The 16,382-nt window shown below is 45.9% G+C and carries 15 protein-coding genes; 5 read left to right on the top strand and 10 right to left on the bottom strand.

Features of this window, described 5'->3' with window-relative positions; all coding sequences use genetic code 11:
• Nucleotides 1-18 precede the first annotated feature (18 nt).
• The 3 genes from CIK93_RS11815 to CIK93_RS11805 are packed head-to-tail and all read left to right on the top strand — an operon-like array spanning nt 19 to nt 3,456.
• Nucleotides 19-1,005 carry an HlyD family secretion protein gene (locus CIK93_RS11815; RefSeq protein ID WP_094390640.1) on the top strand — a complete coding sequence of 329 codons (987 nt, stop codon included), beginning with the start codon at nt 19-21 and terminating at the stop codon, nt 1,003-1,005.
• 30 nt (nt 1,006-1,035) lie between these two features.
• Nucleotides 1,036-2,205: an ABC transporter permease gene (locus tag CIK93_RS11810; RefSeq protein WP_094447470.1), complete on the top strand. Its 1,170-nt coding sequence runs from the start codon at nt 1,036-1,038 to the stop codon at nt 2,203-2,205.
• A gap of 9 nt (nt 2,206-2,214) precedes the next feature.
• Entirely contained in the window at nt 2,215-3,456 is a 1,242-nt protein-coding gene (locus CIK93_RS11805; protein WP_371327159.1) for an ABC transporter permease, read from the top strand.
• A 473-nt stretch (nt 3,457-3,929) separates the two neighbouring features.
• Here CIK93_RS11805 and CIK93_RS11800 read toward each other — a convergent pair whose 3' ends face one another.
• From CIK93_RS11800 to CIK93_RS11775, 6 genes are all read right to left on the bottom strand, one after another.
• Nucleotides 3,930-5,054 (bottom strand): Mrp/NBP35 family ATP-binding protein, encoded by a 1,125-nt coding sequence (locus CIK93_RS11800; RefSeq protein WP_094390638.1) that lies wholly within the window; start codon nt 5,052-5,054, stop codon nt 3,930-3,932.
• 70 nt (nt 5,055-5,124) lie between these two features.
• The gene (locus CIK93_RS11795) at nt 5,125-5,766 is read right to left on the bottom strand and encodes an outer membrane beta-barrel protein (protein ID WP_094435689.1); all 642 of its coding nucleotides are present in this window, start codon (nt 5,764-5,766) and stop codon (nt 5,125-5,127) included.
• 116 nt (nt 5,767-5,882) lie between these two features.
• Nucleotides 5,883-7,949, bottom strand: a complete 2,067-nt coding sequence (locus CIK93_RS11790; RefSeq protein ID WP_094447469.1) for a protein-disulfide reductase DsbD — start codon at nt 7,947-7,949, stop codon at nt 5,883-5,885.
• Nucleotides 7,950-7,956: 7 nt separating this feature from the next.
• Nucleotides 7,957-8,706 carry an exodeoxyribonuclease III gene (locus CIK93_RS11785; RefSeq protein WP_094390635.1) on the bottom strand — a complete coding sequence of 250 codons (750 nt, stop codon included), beginning with the start codon at nt 8,704-8,706 and terminating at the stop codon, nt 7,957-7,959.
• Nucleotides 8,707-8,784: 78 nt separating this feature from the next.
• On the bottom strand, nt 8,785-9,261 hold the full coding sequence (gene ribH / locus CIK93_RS11780) for a 6,7-dimethyl-8-ribityllumazine synthase (protein ID WP_094390634.1): 477 nt from the start codon (nt 9,259-9,261) through the stop codon (nt 8,785-8,787).
• Nucleotides 9,262-9,267: 6 nt separating this feature from the next.
• The gene (locus CIK93_RS11775; protein WP_094390633.1) at nt 9,268-9,924 is read right to left on the bottom strand and encodes a tol-pal system YbgF family protein; all 657 of its coding nucleotides are present in this window, start codon (nt 9,922-9,924) and stop codon (nt 9,268-9,270) included.
• 149 nt (nt 9,925-10,073) lie between these two features.
• On the opposite strand from CIK93_RS11775, the gene CIK93_RS11770 reads away from it, so the two are divergent.
• Together CIK93_RS11770 and CIK93_RS11765 are read left to right on the top strand one after the other, a co-directional pair.
• Nucleotides 10,074-11,189, top strand: coding sequence for a DNA replication/repair protein RecF (locus tag CIK93_RS11770; RefSeq protein WP_094435685.1), 1,116 nt, complete (start codon nt 10,074-10,076; stop codon nt 11,187-11,189).
• Nucleotides 11,182-11,472, top strand: a complete 291-nt coding sequence (locus tag CIK93_RS11765; protein WP_094390631.1) for a DciA family protein — start codon at nt 11,182-11,184, stop codon at nt 11,470-11,472. Before CIK93_RS11770 ends, CIK93_RS11765 begins: the two co-directional genes overlap by 8 nt.
• On the opposite strand, the gene CIK93_RS11760 is transcribed toward CIK93_RS11765, so the two are convergent.
• From CIK93_RS11760 to CIK93_RS11745, 4 genes are read right to left on the bottom strand one after another with little or no spacing between them, the layout of a single operon-like run.
• Nucleotides 11,473-12,000 carry a 5-formyltetrahydrofolate cyclo-ligase gene (locus CIK93_RS11760; RefSeq protein WP_254046794.1) on the bottom strand — a complete coding sequence of 176 codons (528 nt, stop codon included), beginning with the start codon at nt 11,998-12,000 and terminating at the stop codon, nt 11,473-11,475.
• 5 nt (nt 12,001-12,005) lie between these two features.
• A complete protein-coding gene (locus tag CIK93_RS11755) occupies nt 12,006-13,706 on the bottom strand; it encodes a S41 family peptidase (RefSeq protein ID WP_094390629.1) in 1,701 nt (566 codons plus the stop codon).
• Nucleotide 13,707: 1 nt separating this feature from the next.
• Nucleotides 13,708-14,139 carry a dCMP deaminase family protein gene (locus tag CIK93_RS11750; protein ID WP_094447468.1) on the bottom strand — a complete coding sequence of 144 codons (432 nt, stop codon included), beginning with the start codon at nt 14,137-14,139 and terminating at the stop codon, nt 13,708-13,710.
• On the bottom strand, nt 14,108-16,168 hold the full coding sequence (locus CIK93_RS11745) for a M3 family metallopeptidase (protein ID WP_094447467.1): 2,061 nt from the start codon (nt 16,166-16,168) through the stop codon (nt 14,108-14,110). The genes CIK93_RS11750 and CIK93_RS11745 overlap by 32 nt, the downstream gene beginning before the upstream one ends.
• Nucleotides 16,169-16,382 lie beyond the last annotated feature (214 nt).

The following is a 16,382-nucleotide window of genomic DNA, read 5'->3' as shown; positions in this document are numbered from 1 at the left end:
AAATAGGAGAAAGATATTATGTCAGCAAAATCACAACATAACAACGTACTATTAGCCATCCTGGGATTCACTACAGTTGTGGTGGTTGTGGGAATTATCGGCTTCTTCGCTTTCAGCCATGAAAAGGAAAACATCCAAGGACAGGTGGAAGTTAGTGAATACCGAGTGTCAAGCAAGGTTCCTGGACGTATTCTTGAAATTCGTGTCAAAGAGGGGGATTATGTCAAAGTGGGTGATACACTCGCTATTTTAGATGCCCCAGAAGTACGTGCCAAGATGGAACAGGCTCAGAGTGCAGAGAATGCTGCCGCCGCCCAAGAGGAAATGGCACGTAACGGGGCGCGACAGGAACAGATACAAGGTGCCTACCAAGTATGGCAACAGGCCAAGGCAGGACTTGATATTGCACAGAAGTCATATCAACGTGTGCAACGCCTTTTTGATGAAGGTGTGATGAGCGCCCAAAAGCGCGATGAAGCATTTGCCAACTATAAAGCCATGGAGGCTCAGGCTAAAGCTGCAGAGAGTCAGTATAATATGGCTCGAAATGGTGCACGTCGTGAAGAAAAACAGGCAGCACAAGCACTTGTTGGCAGAGCCAAGGGTGCTGTTCAGGAAGTTACCTCTTATATTAATGAAACTGTTCAGATTGCCCAAATGGAGGGTGAGGTCAGCAATATTTATCCAAAAGTCGGCGAACTCGTTGGCACAGGATCCCCCATCATGACCATTTCTATTATGAGCGATCTATGGGGCACCTTCAACGTGCGTGAGGACCAGTTGGGTGGACTTGCTGTTGGCAAGACCTTCAATGCCTATGTACCAGCTTTCAACAAAACTATTCCCATGAAGGTTTATTATATGAAAGACCAGGGGTCCTATGCTGTATGGAAGGCAACTAAAGCCAACGGTCAGTATGACTTGAAAACCTTTGAGGTAAAGGCACGTCCCACACAGCCACTTGAAGGATTACGTCCGGGCATGTCGCTTGTCATTCAGGACTAACGGAAAATAACATACTTTTTAAATGATATTTTGAAACAGCTTCGACAAATATACGGAATTGCGGTGCGTGAGTGTGGCATTATCTGCCACAACCACATCTATTGGCTCTGTATGGTGGTATTTCCTCTGTTGGTGATGTTTTTTTTCACAGCAATGCTGTATGAGGGGAAACCGCTCAAAATGCCTGTTGGAGTGGTAGATCTCGATAATTCTTCTACTACGCGTAGCATTATTCGTCGGCTCGATGCCTTCCAGACATCACATGTTGTGGCGCGTTATCCCAGTGTGGCTGAGGCACGAAAAGCAATACAGGAAAATCAAATCTATGCCTTTCTTTATATACCCGAAGGCACAACAGATGATCTGATGGCAAGCCGGCAGCCGAAGATGTCGTTCTATTATACGCAAACTTCTTTGGTGGCAGGCTCGCTGTTGTTCAGTGATCTTAAAACTATTTCTACATTGGCATCGGCTGCTGTCGGTCAGGCCACACTGCTTGCCAAGGGATTTACTGACGAACAAGCACAAACCTTTCTGCAACCCATAAAGGTCGATTTGCATCCGCTCAACAATCCGACAACAGACTATAATGTCTATCTCTCCACTATGCTTGTGCCAGGATTGATGATGCTCTTCATGTTTCTTATCACTCCATATTCTATTGGCACGGAACTCAAGTTTGGACGCTCTAAACAATGGATGGAGATGGCTGACAATAAGGCATGGGTGGCTCTCATTGGTAAATTCACACCACATGCCCTTGTATTTCTGATACTCACCATGACTTATGCCTACTATGTCTATGGCATACTTGGTTTCCCACATCCGGGTGGAACACTGCGCATTATCATGCTCACACTGTTGCAAGTATTTTCTTCTTTAGGTTTCGGTATCTTTATGTTCGGCCTTGTGCCATCTCTGCGTATGTCGATGAGTACCTGTTCGCTGTGGGCAGTGCTAAGTTTCTCAATGGTAGGATCTGCATTTCCTGCCATGGCTATGGATGGTGCTTTGCAGTCGCTGGCATGGCTCTTTCCATTGCGCCATTATTTTATGATTTATCAGACATGTATCTTCAACGACTATCCGTTGGCAGATGCATGGTCGCATATTGCAGTTCTCGTTGCTTTCGCCTTGTTGCCCATATTGGTGGCGCCAAAGATTCGCAATGCCATGTTGAACTATGTCTATATTCCCTGACGCGCTATGATGAAAAAACTATTCAAAACCATAATCAGTGGTATATACGACGCTTGTCTCATATGGAAGGATGAGATGCGCCAGACCTTTAAAGACGAGGGTGTGCTCATTTTCTTTATCCTTGTGCCCTTAGGCTATCCGCTGCTCTATTCTTGGATCTATAACAATGAGGTAGTACGTGAAGTGCCTGTTGTAGTTGTAGATGATTCACATTCTTCTGCCAGCCGTCAATTTATACGTTCCTGCAATGCTACACCGGATGTAAAGGTGGTGTGCTATGCCTCAAATATGGATGAGGCCAAGAATCTTGTGGGGCGACAAGTTGCACGTGCCATCTATCATATACCTGCAGATTTCCAGTCGCGTTTGAATCGCATGGAACAGACAGCCGTGGCTGTATTCTGCGATATGAGTACAATGTTGACCTATAAGGCTGCATATATGACAGCTATCAGTGTGACCCAACAGATGAATGGTGAAATTCAAGTCAGATTGTCGGGTAAATATACCCAACGGGAAGAAGAAATACTGACCCAACCGCTTGACTATGATGCCCAACCGATTTATAATCCATCGGGAGGTTACGGATCCTTTATATTACCAGCAGTGCTGATTCTCATACTACAGCAGACATTAGCATTGGGTATTGGCTTGTCTGCCGGTTCTGCACGCGAAACAAACCGTTTTGAAGACTTAGTACCTATACAGAAACACTATCATGGCATTTTCCGTATTGTTATGGGCAAAGGATTGGCTTATTTCATGATTTATGCCATTATGGGCACATACCTCACCGTTGTAGTGCCGAGAATATTTGATTTCCCATGTCTGGCCCATTGGCAGGATCTTCTTGCCATGCTGATACCCTATATTTTAGCTTGTATTTTCTTTGGCATCACCATATCATGCATAGTGCGTTATCGTGAGAATGTTATGCTCTTGGTGGTATTTGCCAGTGTTCCCCTTCTGTTCCTCAGTGGAGTTTCGTGGCCTCAGTCTAATATTCCTGGCTTTTTGCAGGGTATTTCATGGATATTCCCCTCTACCTTTGGTATCCGTGCCTATGTTCGCATGAACTCAATGGGGGCTACCCTCAGCGATGTATTGACCGAATACCGTGTGCTGTGGCTGCAAGTACTGGTATATTTTGTGTTGGCATGCCTTGTCTATCGCTATCAGATACTCTTGATGCGTCGCCATATCTTTGACAGACTACAAGATATGAGGAAGAGAAAAATGGAAAATAGCTGATTTGAGATAAAAGGATAATCATAGTGTGGTAGCAGATTTACGAATCAAATGTCCTGCATATATGATCTACCAAATACTGCATTCGTTGATCAACGGATGCAGTATTTCCATATATTATGGGTCACTTTCAAAAGCGTGTGGATAGCATAGCACAATAAAAGCAAGCAGGTGTGCGTTTATAGAGTAAACGTTAGAACAAAATGGAACAGTATAGACTCTTAGCGGAATGCCTGTTGCCAGCCCGCATGCATTGACCGTTAGTTCTTTCTCTTCAGACTAATGAAGATCTATGCCTAATCCACACACTTTTACTGGTGACCCGAAAGAAGATTGAAAACAAGTAAATCGTACATATTTTTATAATTATTATGCAAAATCCCCATCATCTTCCACGTTAATGTGGGGTATGATGGGGAGATTGTTATAGATTTAGCTGTATCTAATGATAGATTACGTCGGTATAAGTGTGTAGATTATGATTTTTTGACACCAACGATTTCGGTTTTGGGTAGTTCCTTGTTGCGGCGGTTCACTACAGTTACAACAGCCTGTGCTAGATTGATGAATGCAATGCCTGTTGCGCTGTCACTATTGAGAGCTGCCGGAGTGCCTTGGTCGCCACTGTCGCAGATGCCTTGTACAAGGGGTATCTGTGCCAAGAGCGGAACCTGCATCTCTTCTGCCAACTGTTTGCAACCTTCTTTACCGAAAATATAATATCGGTTAGTGGGCAATTCTGCAGGAGTAAACCATGCCATGTTCTCTACCAGACCAAGAATGGGGACATTGACTTTCTCGTTGCGATACATGTCGATTCCCTTACGAGCATCTGCTAAAGCTACCTGCTGGGGGGTCGAAACGATTACAGCACCAGTGATAGCGAGTGTCTGCAATAGAGTAAGATGGATATCGCTTGTACCCGGTGGGGTATCGAGAATGAGATAGTCGAGCTCTCCCCAATCGGCATCGGCAATAAGTTGCTTCAGGGCATTGCTTGCCATGCCACCACGCCACAATGTGGCTGTTTCGGGTGAAACAAAGAATCCGATAGACAGAAGTTTTACACCGTAGGCTTCAATAGGTTCAATGAGGTCGCGACCATCCACATTTACTGCATATGGACGTGCATCCTCTACATTAAACATCTTTGGCATAGAAGGTCCGAAAATATCTGCATCGAGCAGACCTACCTTATAGCCCAGACGTGCCAAGGCGATAGCGAGGTTTGCTGAAACAGTACTTTTACCCACACCGCCTTTACCGCTACTTACTGCTACCACATTCTTAACTTGTGGTAATAGTTTGCCAACCTCAGGACGTGGCTTTGATTTGAATTCGGTGGTAATCTCTACCACAACGTCTTTGCCACAATGGTATTTAATGGCTGCCTCGGCTGCCTTGACAGTTGATTTAAGAAATGGGTCGGTGTCACGTGGAAATTCAAGCACTACATGAACGCGCCAGGGTTCATTGTCTGCAGACGGTGCGGCAACGGCAGGTTGATCGGCCACCATACCGCTTTCAATAAGGTTTTTCTTGGTGCCTGCATACGTCACAGTCTGCAGTGCATCCATAATCATTTGGGGATATAGTGTCATTTTAATTGTTTGTAATATATAAAAAAGCTGATGGTAACACTGCTATATCGGTATGTCATCACCGTGAAAATTAGAAGTTTACTCCAAAGTTGACAAAGAGGCTACGGGTGTGAGCTGCTTCAAAATCATCGTGGCGCACATTGGCAATACCCAAATCGAAACCGATTTCAGCATAGATCATGTTGTATTCGGCACCGCAACCTAAGCGGAGACCACCATCGAAACGTTGGAAACGGTCGCTGTCGAATGCACTTGATGTTGTGCGGTCTGCATAGTTTTTTATCTTTCCGCCCACACCGAGTGCGATATAACCACCTAAGAAAGGTTGGAGGAAGAAGTCATCGTCAGCATTGATGTTGTATTTTACTACACAGGGAATTTCTATATAACGCAGACGATAGGTTTTTTTGATTCCATCTGACAGACTCTTACCACCCTTTTCTGCATAGTAAGCGCCGGCTTCGAGCCATATTGGAGTATTGTTGGCGAGCTGCAAACCATAGACGGCACCAATGTTTAAACCGGTGCGAGCGTCAAGGTCAAAGGGTGCATCGTCACAACTCGTGCTGGCTGAGTTCAGTCCCAAACGAATACCGTAGTAACTCTCGGTGTCGTTGTGGTTGTAGCGGCTGCGGCTGCGATTGGATTGGTACTGTGCAAATGTCGGCATAGCCATGACGGTAGCCAACAATATTAGGATAAATTTTCTCATAGTCGTTGTTGTTTTTGTCTGTTATGTGATGCAAAGATACATATATTTATTGGATTACGGAGGGGGAAAGTCCTAAAAAGCTTAGGTATTTTCCTAATATATCCTAAAGAGGACAATTATTTCGCACGAAAGCGTGACAATCCGTTGTCGAGCCAATCGGTGTATTGTTTCACATCTTCGTTATAGGAGCGACTTGGAGCAAGTGCATGACCGTCGGGGGTCAGCAAAACATAGAACGGCTGGGTATTGGCGCCGAACTTGCTTGCTTGTAGGAAACTCCATTTGTCGCCTACAGTACGTAATGTACGCATGCGTTTGCCGTCGTTCACTTCAATGGGTCGTGCCAATGGTGTCTTGTCGTCAACATACAGCGAGATGAGAATGTAGTCGTCTGTTAATCGTTTTGCTACATTGGCATCGCTCCATACTGCCGCTTCCATCTTACGGCAGTTGACACAACCGAAACCTGTGAAGTCGATAATGACAGGCTTACCTTGTGCCCGTGCTGCTTCCATTCCTTGTTCGTAGTCCTTATAAACAGCTTCAACGGTTTTGCCTGATTGCATATTGAAGTCTTGTGTGAACATGGGTGGCGCAAAGGCGCTAATGGCTTTCAGTGGAGCTCCCCACAATCCAGGTATCATATAGATGGTGAAGGCAAAACTGATCAGACCAAGGAAGAATTGTGGGATGGGAGTTCCTTCTGACTTGTCGGCAGGGCCATGACCGGAAAAATGGAGCCATCCTATAAGATAAGCACCAAGCAGAGCGAAGAGGGCAATCCATATTGATAGGAATACCTCACGGTCAAGCAAGCGCCAACCGTATGCCAGATCGGCTACACTGAGAAACTTCATAGCAAATGCCAATTCGATGAATCCCAATACAACCTTAATGGTGGTCATCCATCCGCCTGACTTAGGTACTGATTTAAGCAATGAGGGGAATAGGGCGAACACACCAAAGGGAATGGCGAGTCCGATGCTAAATCCCAACATACCGAGCGTGGGACCAAGTATATTGCCTTGGGTAGAAACAGCTACCAATAGGAAACCTATGATAGGACCAGTGCAAGAAAATGATACCAGTACCAGGGTGAATGCCATCAGGAAGATGGAGAGATGCGCTGTGAAGAATGATTTGCGCATGGAAAGTTGGTCGGCTTTTTCGTCAATCTTGGTGGACCATGACGAGGGCAAGGTCAATTCGAAAGCGCCAAAGAAAGATGCTGCAAAGACGATGAGCAATAGGGCGAAGAAGATATTGAACCATGCATTGGTGCTTAAGGCATTGAGGGCATTAGCACCGAAGAGGGCGGTGACGAGCAGTCCCAATGCTACATAGATGATGATGATGCTCAGTGCATAAGTCAATGCTTCGCGGATGGCTTTCGTACGTTCTTTATTGCGTTTGAGGAAGAAGGACACTGTCATTGGGATGATGGGCCATACACAAGGTGTAAGTAGTGCGAGGAACCCTCCAAGCAGTCCTGCCAGGAAGATGTATAGCAGTGAATCATCGGGAGTGGTATTGTCGAACGATTGTAATTCTTGGGTGATAGGAGTCCAAAGGGCATTGCCTGCTACTGCTGCAGTGTCTGTTGCTGCGGATGTATTAGCAGTACTGTCAATGGCTATACTGTCGTCCTTAGCTGTGCTTTGATCGCTCAGCGTACTGGCATTGTCAATGGACTTTTGTGTCTGTTCTTCTTTATTCGCGTTGTCAACGATTGTGGCTTTACCACTTGTCTTGAAGTTTGCACTTGACGGCGGCATACACATTTCATCGTTGCATGCTCCGTATTCAAGATAACAGTCGATGCTGTAGTTGGCTTGGGTGAAGCGAATCTTCTGCACAAAGGTGGCGGTATGTTCGAAATAGCGAACCTGTTGGTCAAAGAGGTGATCAAACTTGCTAAGTTCCTTACCCTTGGCCTTAAGTTTTCCTACAAGTGTGGCTCCCTGAATTTTTACAGTATTGAAAGTAGCGGAGATAGGACCTCCATTGCCGAGATTAGTGGAATACACATGCCATCCATTGTCAATCTTGAGGGTAAAGATGATATCGGCTTCTTGGTTGCCGGTTTCTTTCAATTGTGTGGAAACGTGTACAGGATCGGCCAGTTGGGCTTGTGCAGACACAAGGCAGATCATACCTATAATAATAAGGAAAAGTCTTTTCATAGTTATGTCATTTCAAAGTAAGTTCTACTGGACAATGGTCTGAACCATATATTTCGGTGTGGATGGCAGCGCCTTTCACATCTTCCATCAGTCGTTTGCTGACAAGGAAATAATCAATACGCCATCCTGCGTTCTTTTGGCGAGCTTGGAAACGATACGACCACCATGAATAGGTGGAATCGTCGGGATGTAGTGTACGGAATGTATCTGTAAAGCCTGATTCAAGGAGCGTTGTCATCTTCTCGCGTTCCTCATCGGTAAAACCAGCATTGCGACGGTTAGTCTTGGGATTTTTGAGGTCAATCTCTTCGTGTGCCACATTAAGGTCACCGCAGAGGATGACGGGCTTCCGACTATCCAGTTCTAATAGATACTGCCGAAAGTCATCCTCCCATCTCATGCGGTAGTCCAATCGGCGGAGTCCGTCTTGTGAATTTGGAGTGTAGCATGTCACTACAAAATAGCGGTCCATCTCCAAGGTGATAACACGTCCTTCATGATCGTGTTCATCAATTCCGATACCATAACTTACGACAATGGGTTGATGGCGAGTGAAGATGGCAGTACCAGAATATCCCTTCTTGTCGGCATAGTTCCAGTATGACTGGTATCCGTCATACTGCAAATCGAGTTGGCCTGCTTGCATTTTTGTCTCTTGTAGACAGAAGAAATCTGCATCCAACTGTTTGAAAACATCGCTGAAGCCCTTGCCCTCGCAAGCCCTCAGACCATTGACATTCCATGAAATAAGTTTCATAAGCGCTTTGTAAACAAGACGGACTTCTCGTTGTGAGAAGTCCGCCATGTAGTTATTTGATATAGGTGAGTCTATCGGTTAGAATTTTGCCATCTTGATGGCTACTACTGCACATTCGTCACCTTTGTTGCCCAATCGTCCGCCTGCTCGATCCTTGGCCTGCTGTAGGTCATTGGTGGTGAGCAGTCCGTAAATGACGGGAATGTTGTTGGTGGCGTTAAGGCGTGCAATGCCTTGGGTCACACCTTGGCAGATATAATCAAAATGTGGTGTCTCACCACGTATTACACTACCGAGGATGATGATGGCATCATAGCCGTCGTTGAGAGTCATCTGGTGTGCACCGTAGATGAGTTCGAACGAACCGGGAACGGTTTTTACATGGATGTTTTCGGGCAATGCTCCGTGTTTCTCCAGTGTGCTAACACATCCCTGCAACAGTGCTCCTGTTATTTCTGGATTCCACTCGGCTACAACAATGCCGAATATCATGTTCGATGCGTCAGGGACTGCATCAAAATCGTAGTCGCTCAGGTTATGAAGTGCTGTTGCCATCTTTATTTATTTAGCAGAAGCACGTTCGATATAAGCGTCGATGTTCTGGTACTGCATTGACTGGAAATACTTCTTCTTAATCTCTTGGTAGAGTTTCAAAGCCTCGTCTTTCTTGCCCTGGCTCTCCAGAATCTCACCGGCCTGAATGAGGAAGGTGGGAGAGAGTGAGTTGTTGTCAGCCATCTTGGCAGCCTTCTTCAAGTGGTCAACGGCCTTGTCATACTGCTTGAGGTTTGCATAAGCATTGCCTAGAGCGCCTTCAGCAGCGGGACTGATCATTTGGTCACCCTTGGTGCTGAAATTTTCGAGGGCATCGGCAGCTTCCTGCCATTTACCGAGGTTAGCTTGGCAGAGACCGATGTACAGCTGAGCCAAATTACCTGCCTTTGTCGAAGAATAGTCGCTGGCTACTTTTTTGAAACCAGTCAGAGCCTGTTCGAATTGTTCGTTGTTGAAGAGCTCCTGACTCTTTGCCAATTCTGTGCTGGCAGCGTCTTCACGTGGAGCAAGATAATAGTTGTTGATGAGGATGCCGCCTACGATGAGAACGACAACTGCTACTACACCGATGATGATGGCTTTCTTGTACTTATCAAAGAATGCCTCTGTCTTGTTTAACTGCTGCTCGGTCTCGACAGCAACTGTTTGGTTTTTGTTTGCCATTATTGTTGTTAGTTTTTTATTTGCGTTTCTTTATAGCTCCATAGAGCCAAGTTTTGCGTGGCAAAATTACTCATTTTATTGCAGATACTGAAATTTCTTATAGACTTTTTTCGTTTTTGACTGATAAAAGGTGTAACTTTGCACCATAAATGATACTCAGAAAACTTTCCATCATCAATTATAAGAACATTCGGGAGACTTCTATTGATCTCTCTCCGAAGATGAATTGCTTCATCGGACACAATGGCGCTGGTAAGACGAATGTGCTCGATGCGGTATATTATCTTTCTTTTTGCCGTTCACTTAATAACCCTATTGACTCGCAGGTCATCTGTCACGACGAACCTTTTTGTGTTGTTGAGGGTACGTATGATGATGAACATGAAAACGAAGAACATATTTACTGCGGTTTGAAACGTGGTGTGAAGAAACATTTCAAACGCAATAAAAAGGAATATAAGAGACTCTCTGAACATATTGGATTGATTCCCATTGTTGTCGTTTCGCCTTCCGATACCTTGTTGATTGATGGAGGAGGGGAGGAACGACGTAAGTTGATGGATCTTGTTATTTCGCAGTATGACCGGCAGTATATGACACTATTGACAAACTACAATAATGCATTACAGCAACGCAACATATTGTTGAAACAGGAAAATCCAGGGCCGGATGCGACGTTATTGCAAATCTGGGAGGAACAGATGGCTGAAGCAGGAGAAGAGATTTATCGCCGAAGGTCGGCTTTTGTGACAGAGATACAACCGCTGTTTCAACAGTTTTATACACAGATTTCCTCAGGTTGTGAAAATGTTGGATTGGAATATCTCTCACATGGACAGCGTGGTCCCTTGTTGGATGTCATCTCTCGTGATCGTGCAAAAGATCTTGCCGTGGGCTATTCTTTGCATGGTGTGCATCGTGATGATTTGATCTTTACGCTTGGAGGCAGACCCATGAAACGTGAGGGGTCGCAAGGGCAACACAAAACGTATGTCATTGCCCTAAAGCTGGCTCAGTTTGAACTGCTCAAGCGTACAGCATCTCATACAACACCCTTACTCTTGCTTGATGATATCTTTGATAAATTAGATGCAGGACGTGTGGAACAGATTGTGCGATTGGTCTCTGGGGATGCTTTCGGTCAGATATTTGTAACAGATACAAACCGCACACATTTGGATGCCATCGTTGGATCAACAGCAAGTGACTACCGTATGTTTGAAGTGGATAATGGTAATATCAAACTATTGACAGCCCATGTTTAGAAGACAGACAGAAACTTTGCATGATGTATTGCTGAAGGTGTTGCACAAACAAGGATTAGAGACTCCCATCCTTCAGAAACGCTTGGTAGAGGCTTGGCCTACGGTGGCAGGACCTGTTATTGCGCGTTATACTACTGAAACATATATATACAACCAGACGTTGTTTGTTCGTTTGTCAAATCCTGCCTTGCGTGCAGATTTGTCGATGCAACGGCAGGTGTTGGTGCAACGATTGAATGATGCAGTAGGCGAGCGTGTGATAATTGATATTCGTTTTAGTTGACTATATTGTCATAATTGCATCCATCAAGATGTCGTGGGCATCCACTGGCACTTGGTCAAGAAGTCGATGTGGATAGCAGATTCCTATTTTATAAGTTTGTGGACAAAGTGAAAGGAATCGGTCGTAGTAGCCTTTACCGCGTCCTAACCGATGTCCTTGTTTGTCGAATGCCATTCCTGGTACTATTACGACGTCAATTTTAGCATAGTCCGTGAAAATTTCACCAGTTGGTTCCATAATGCCGAAAGCCCCGACTTCCAGTTGATTGGGGGCTGTGTAGTGGTGTATCTGCATTGTAGTGTCGCTGACTACACGAGGCAATAGGATACTTTTTCCTTCGTTAATCCATTTCTGGAAGAGTGGTTCTAAGGGCACTTCGTCGGGGAGCGCACAATAGGCCATTACAATTTGTGCATTGCGGAGAAGTTTATTACCGTCTAATGCTTGCAGTAAAGCAAATGCTTCGTCGGGTGAACCTTGTTGTCCACCGCGACGAAGCATTTTCCGTATGTCTTGTTTGGTCATCATAAGTACTATGCCAATAGACGTTTTCCTCGTGCTAAGCCATATCCTCTACCCAGCAGTACTGCTGTCTTCTTCTTGGCAGCCTTTGCGGGAGCTTTGGGGAAAGCCTTGTTGGCATGGAACACCCGTAGCGTCTCGATGATGGCAGGGTCGTCTGCATTGAGATATTTCAGCCATGCTTCTTCGTTCATCATGTTATAGATGATGCGGCTATTGATATAGCGTTCCAGAAGTTTGTGAGAGCGTTTAATCATCAGGTTGCGACGTTTCAGTCCGCTCTTGTCGGCAAAGGCAGCAAACTGTTCTACGGTATTCTGCTTGACGAGATATTTTGCCAATTCTTCTGATGTGGTAAACTCGTTGAGCTTTTGGCGGTTGTTGTCTGTGTAGTTATAGGCAAACTGCAGGATGAGTCCTGTCATGGATGCTGCCTTATAATAAGAGGTGTATGCGGTAGTATCTTCTGCAATAAAGATGTCGGGGGTGATTCCACCACCACCGTAAACCACTCGACCGATGCGTGTAGTATAGGCACGTCCTGAATGTTTGATGCTGTCTTGTGAGAAGAACTCACCGTGTTTGTATCTTGCCAGCATGTCATCTTCGTAGTCGCTATTGTCGCCTGCCACGTATGGCTTCTGGATGCAACGACCTGACGGGGTGTAATAGCGAGCAATGGTAAGTCGGACCATGGAACCGTCTGAGAATGGGATAGGTTGTTGTACCAGTCCCTTACCGAATGAGCGTCTGCCTATGATTGTACCACGGTCATTATCTTGTATGGCACCGGCAAGAATCTCGCTGGCAGAGGCCGATCCTTCGTCAATGAGTATTACGAGTGGAATGTGCTGATAACTACCGCGGCCATCGCTTCTGAACTCCTTGCGTGGTGATTTGCGTCCTTCCATATAGGTGATGAGTCGGCCCTTGGGCATAAATTCGTTGGCAATCTGTACGGCAGATTCCAGATAGCCGCCAGTATTTCCACGCAGGTCAATGGTCAGGTTCTCAAATCCCTGTTGGGAGAGCTGTGCCAGTGCGATGAGCAGTTCTGCATAGGTGTTCTCGCCGAAGTTCTTGATACGTATGTAGCCTGTCTTATCGTTGAGCATATAGGTGGCAGTCACGCTCTTGGTAGGAATCTCTCCTCGTGTGACAACGATGTTGCGTATCTTCTTTTCGCCATAGCGCAGGATACCGAGTTTTACTTTCGTATCTTTTGGTCCTTTCAGTCTGTGCATGGCTTCTTCGTTGGTCAGGGTTTTCCCTGTGAAGGGTTTGCCATCTACCATCACAATCTTGTCGCCTGCAATGACGCCAGCTCTTTCTGCCGGTCCGTTGCCAATGACTTGTTGAACATGCAGGGTGTCCTGTCGGATGGTGAACTCTACACCGATACCAGAGAATGAGCCTTTTAGGTCATCGTTGGTTATCTGCATGTCTTTTGCCGAGATATAGATGGAGTGGGGGTCGAGTTCTGCCAGAATCTGAGGCAAGGCTTTCTCCACCAAATCGTTGACGTCAACGGAATCTACATATTGTGCGTCGATGATTCGCAACAGGTTGTTGAGCTTGTTGCTGCTGGAGTTGATGATGCTCAGACGGTTGCCTGAGAAATGGTTGGCATAGAATGTGCCTATGAGAATACCGACAATGACGCTGAGCGCCATGAGAAGCGGTAGGAATCGGTTAGTCTTTTTCTCTTTCATCTTATTCGTTGGGATTGAGGTATGTTGTTTCTATTCCGGCGCGTTCCAATAGGTCTATACCGTCTGTCAGGCGGTATTTTTCACCATAGACCACGCGGCGTATGCCTGCCTGGATGATGAGTTTAGCACACTCGATACATGGTGAGGCTGTGATATAGATGGTGGCACCGTCGGAATTGTTTGACGACCGTGCCAGTTTGGTAATGGCATTGGCTTCGGCATGGAGCACATAAGGCTTGGTGACGTTGTTGTCATCTTCGCAGATATTCTCAAATCCGCTTGGTGTTCCATTATAGCCGTCGCTGATGATCATACCTTCTTTCACCACGAGTGCGCCTACCTGCCTGCGTTGGCAGTAGGAGTTCTCGGCCCAGATGCCTGCCATCCTCAGATAGCGGAGGTCAAGCTTTCTTTGTTTCTCGTTTGATTCCATTTCTTTTCAGTAATGCGTCGATGGTGGGTTCTCCCTTACGGAAGCGTTTATAGAGTGTCATGGGGTGTTCTGTTCCACCTTTTGACAGAATATTATCTCGGAAGCTTTGTGCGGTCTGCTTATCGAAAATGCCATGCTTTTTGAATACGGCGAAGGCGTCTGCATCGAGTACTTCTGCCCATTTATAACTATAGTATCCGGCGGCATAACCTCCTGCCATGATGTGTGAGAACTGTACTGTCATGCAGGTGTCTGGCAGTTGGGTGCCGATAATGGCTTTCTTCCATGCTTTTTTCTCGAACGTCAGAATATCGTCGTCAAAGGGCTTGCGCTGTGTGTAGTATGCCATGTCGAGCAATCCGAACGATACTTGTCGCAGACATCCCGATGCTGCCATGAAGTTCCGGCTTTTCTTGATGCGTCGGATGAGTTCGTCGGGCATTGGTTCGCCGGTCTTGTAGTGGAATGCGAAGGTGCTGAGGAAGTCTTTCTCTACTGCATAATTCTCCATGAACTGTGAAGGCAGTTCTACAAAGTCCCACCACACATTGGTACCAGACAGGCTTTCGAAGCGAGTGTTGGCAAACATGCCGTGGAGTGAATGTCCAAATTCGTGGAGGAAGGTTTCTACCTCGCCCAGTGTGAGCAAGGCTGGTTTATCATCTGTGGGCTTGGTGAGGTTCATCACCACACTGACATGTGGACGTACGTTCTCGCCCTTTCGTGTGATCCATTGTCCTTGGTATTCGGTCATCCATGCGCCACCCTGCTTGCCTTTGCGGGGATGGAAATCTGCATAGAATACGGCGAGATAGCTTCCGTCGTTATCAAACACCTCGTAGGCTTTTACGTCTGGATGATAGACGGGAATGTCTTTGTTTTCGCGGAAAGTGATGCCGTAGAGTTTATTGGCGAGTCCGAATACACCTTCTATCACCTTTGAGAGTTCAAAATAGGGGCGCAACATCTCGGCATCGAGGTTGTAGCGCTTCATTTGCAACTTATGTGAATAGAATCCGGAATCCCATGGCATCATTTTTTCTACATCCTTATGTGCCATTTTGATGAGTTCGTCGCGCTCTTTGATGGCTGTTGGGCGGTAAGCGTCAATCAAGTCGTCAAGCAGTCGATATACGTTTCTCACGTTGGATGCCATGCGATGTTTCAATACATAGTCTGCATAGGTTTTGAATCCCAGCAGTTGGGCTATTTCGCGACGCAGGTTAACAAGGCGTTTGCAAATGTCTATATTGTTTTCGCTGTTGTTGTGGGTGCACACGGTGTTACGCTCCATATACATCTGTTTGCGCAGGTCGCGTTGTGTGGAATAGGTCATGAACGGTGAGTAGGATGGAAAGTCGAGGGTAAATACCCATCCCTCTTTTCCCATTTCCTTGGCCGTTTGTGCGGCAGCCTCCCGTGCGGTATCGGGTAGTCCGTCGAGCTGTTGCTCATCGGTGATATGGAGTGTGAAGGCTTTATTCTCTTTCAGCAGGTTTTGTGAAAACTGCAAAGAGAGCATAGAAGCCTCTTCTGTGAGTTTGCGCAGACGTTCCTTGCCTTGTTCGTCGAGTAGTGCACCACTCCGTACAAACCCGTCATAACAGTCGTCAAGCAAACGCTGCTCCTCATCGGTGAGACGTCTGTGGTGCAGATGCACTTGACGGATGCGCTCAAAGAGGCGTGGGTTGAGTCGCACGTCGTTGGAGTGTTGTGTCAGAATAGGTTGCAACTTTTGTGCCAACGCATCCATCTCGTCGTTGGTTTCAGCCGACATCAGATTGAAAAATACAGCAGAGACACGTCCCAACAGGTCGTAGTAGCCCTCTTTGTCTTCATCGCTGGTGACGATGGTGTTGTCGAAAGTGGGCTTCTCTGGATTATTGATGATTTTGTCAATCTGCTCGTTGTCACGGCGTATTCCTTCCATGAATGCCTCTTCGTAGTCTTCAAGTCTGATTTTATCGAAGGGCACAGTATCGTGTGGAGTATTGTAGGGTACTAAAAATGGATTCTGATGTTCACTCATACTAACGTTAATTTATCAAGGTGCAAAGATACGAAATATGTAGCATACAACGAAAGAAAACGCGTTAATTGAAATTAAAATATACTACAAATTATCGTGTCTGGCTGTCTTGACAATTTTTTGTGGTTGATAAGCGGGAGTATCATACGCTTCAAAATGCCCTTCACAAGACTTATCCATGTAGAAATCTATTGGCGTTTTTCCAATATCAAAT

It is taken from the genome of Prevotella sp. P3-92 (genome assembly GCF_002251205.1).
Lineage (GTDB): Bacteria > Bacteroidota > Bacteroidia > Bacteroidales > Bacteroidaceae > Prevotella.
This window is presented reverse-complemented; position numbering and strand designations above follow the sequence as displayed.

What these genes read in the sequence shown, in the direction of transcription:
- CIK93_RS11815 (WP_094390640.1), top strand. Translation starts at nt 19, where the DNA reads ATGTCAGCAAAATCACAACATAACAACGTACTATTAGCCATCCTGGGA.
- CIK93_RS11805 (WP_371327159.1), top strand. Translation starts at nt 2,215, where the DNA reads ATGAAAAAACTATTCAAAACCATAATCAGTGGTATATACGACGCTTGT.
- CIK93_RS11800 (WP_094390638.1), bottom strand. Translation starts at nt 5,054, where the DNA reads ATGACACTATATCCCCAAATGATTATGGATGCACTGCAGACTGTGACG.
- CIK93_RS11795 (WP_094435689.1), bottom strand. Translation starts at nt 5,766, where the DNA reads ATGAGAAAATTTATCCTAATATTGTTGGCTACCGTCATGGCTATGCCG.
- CIK93_RS11790 (WP_094447469.1), bottom strand. Translation starts at nt 7,949, where the DNA reads ATGAAAAGACTTTTCCTTATTATTATAGGTATGATCTGCCTTGTGTCT.
- CIK93_RS11785 (WP_094390635.1), bottom strand. Translation starts at nt 8,706, where the DNA reads ATGAAACTTATTTCATGGAATGTCAATGGTCTGAGGGCTTGCGAGGGC.
- ribH (WP_094390634.1), bottom strand. Translation starts at nt 9,261, where the DNA reads ATGGCAACAGCACTTCATAACCTGAGCGACTACGATTTTGATGCAGTC.
- CIK93_RS11775 (WP_094390633.1), bottom strand. Translation starts at nt 9,924, where the DNA reads ATGGCAAACAAAAACCAAACAGTTGCTGTCGAGACCGAGCAGCAGTTA.
- CIK93_RS11770 (WP_094435685.1), top strand. Translation starts at nt 10,074, where the DNA reads ATGATACTCAGAAAACTTTCCATCATCAATTATAAGAACATTCGGGAG.
- CIK93_RS11765 (WP_094390631.1), top strand. Translation starts at nt 11,182, where the DNA reads ATGTTTAGAAGACAGACAGAAACTTTGCATGATGTATTGCTGAAGGTG.
- CIK93_RS11760 (WP_254046794.1), bottom strand. Translation starts at nt 12,000, where the DNA reads ATGATGACCAAACAAGACATACGGAAAATGCTTCGTCGCGGTGGACAA.
- CIK93_RS11755 (WP_094390629.1), bottom strand. Translation starts at nt 13,706, where the DNA reads ATGAAAGAGAAAAAGACTAACCGATTCCTACCGCTTCTCATGGCGCTC.
- CIK93_RS11750 (WP_094447468.1), bottom strand. Translation starts at nt 14,139, where the DNA reads ATGGAATCAAACGAGAAACAAAGAAAGCTTGACCTCCGCTATCTGAGG.
- CIK93_RS11745 (WP_094447467.1), bottom strand. Translation starts at nt 16,168, where the DNA reads ATGAGTGAACATCAGAATCCATTTTTAGTACCCTACAATACTCCACAC.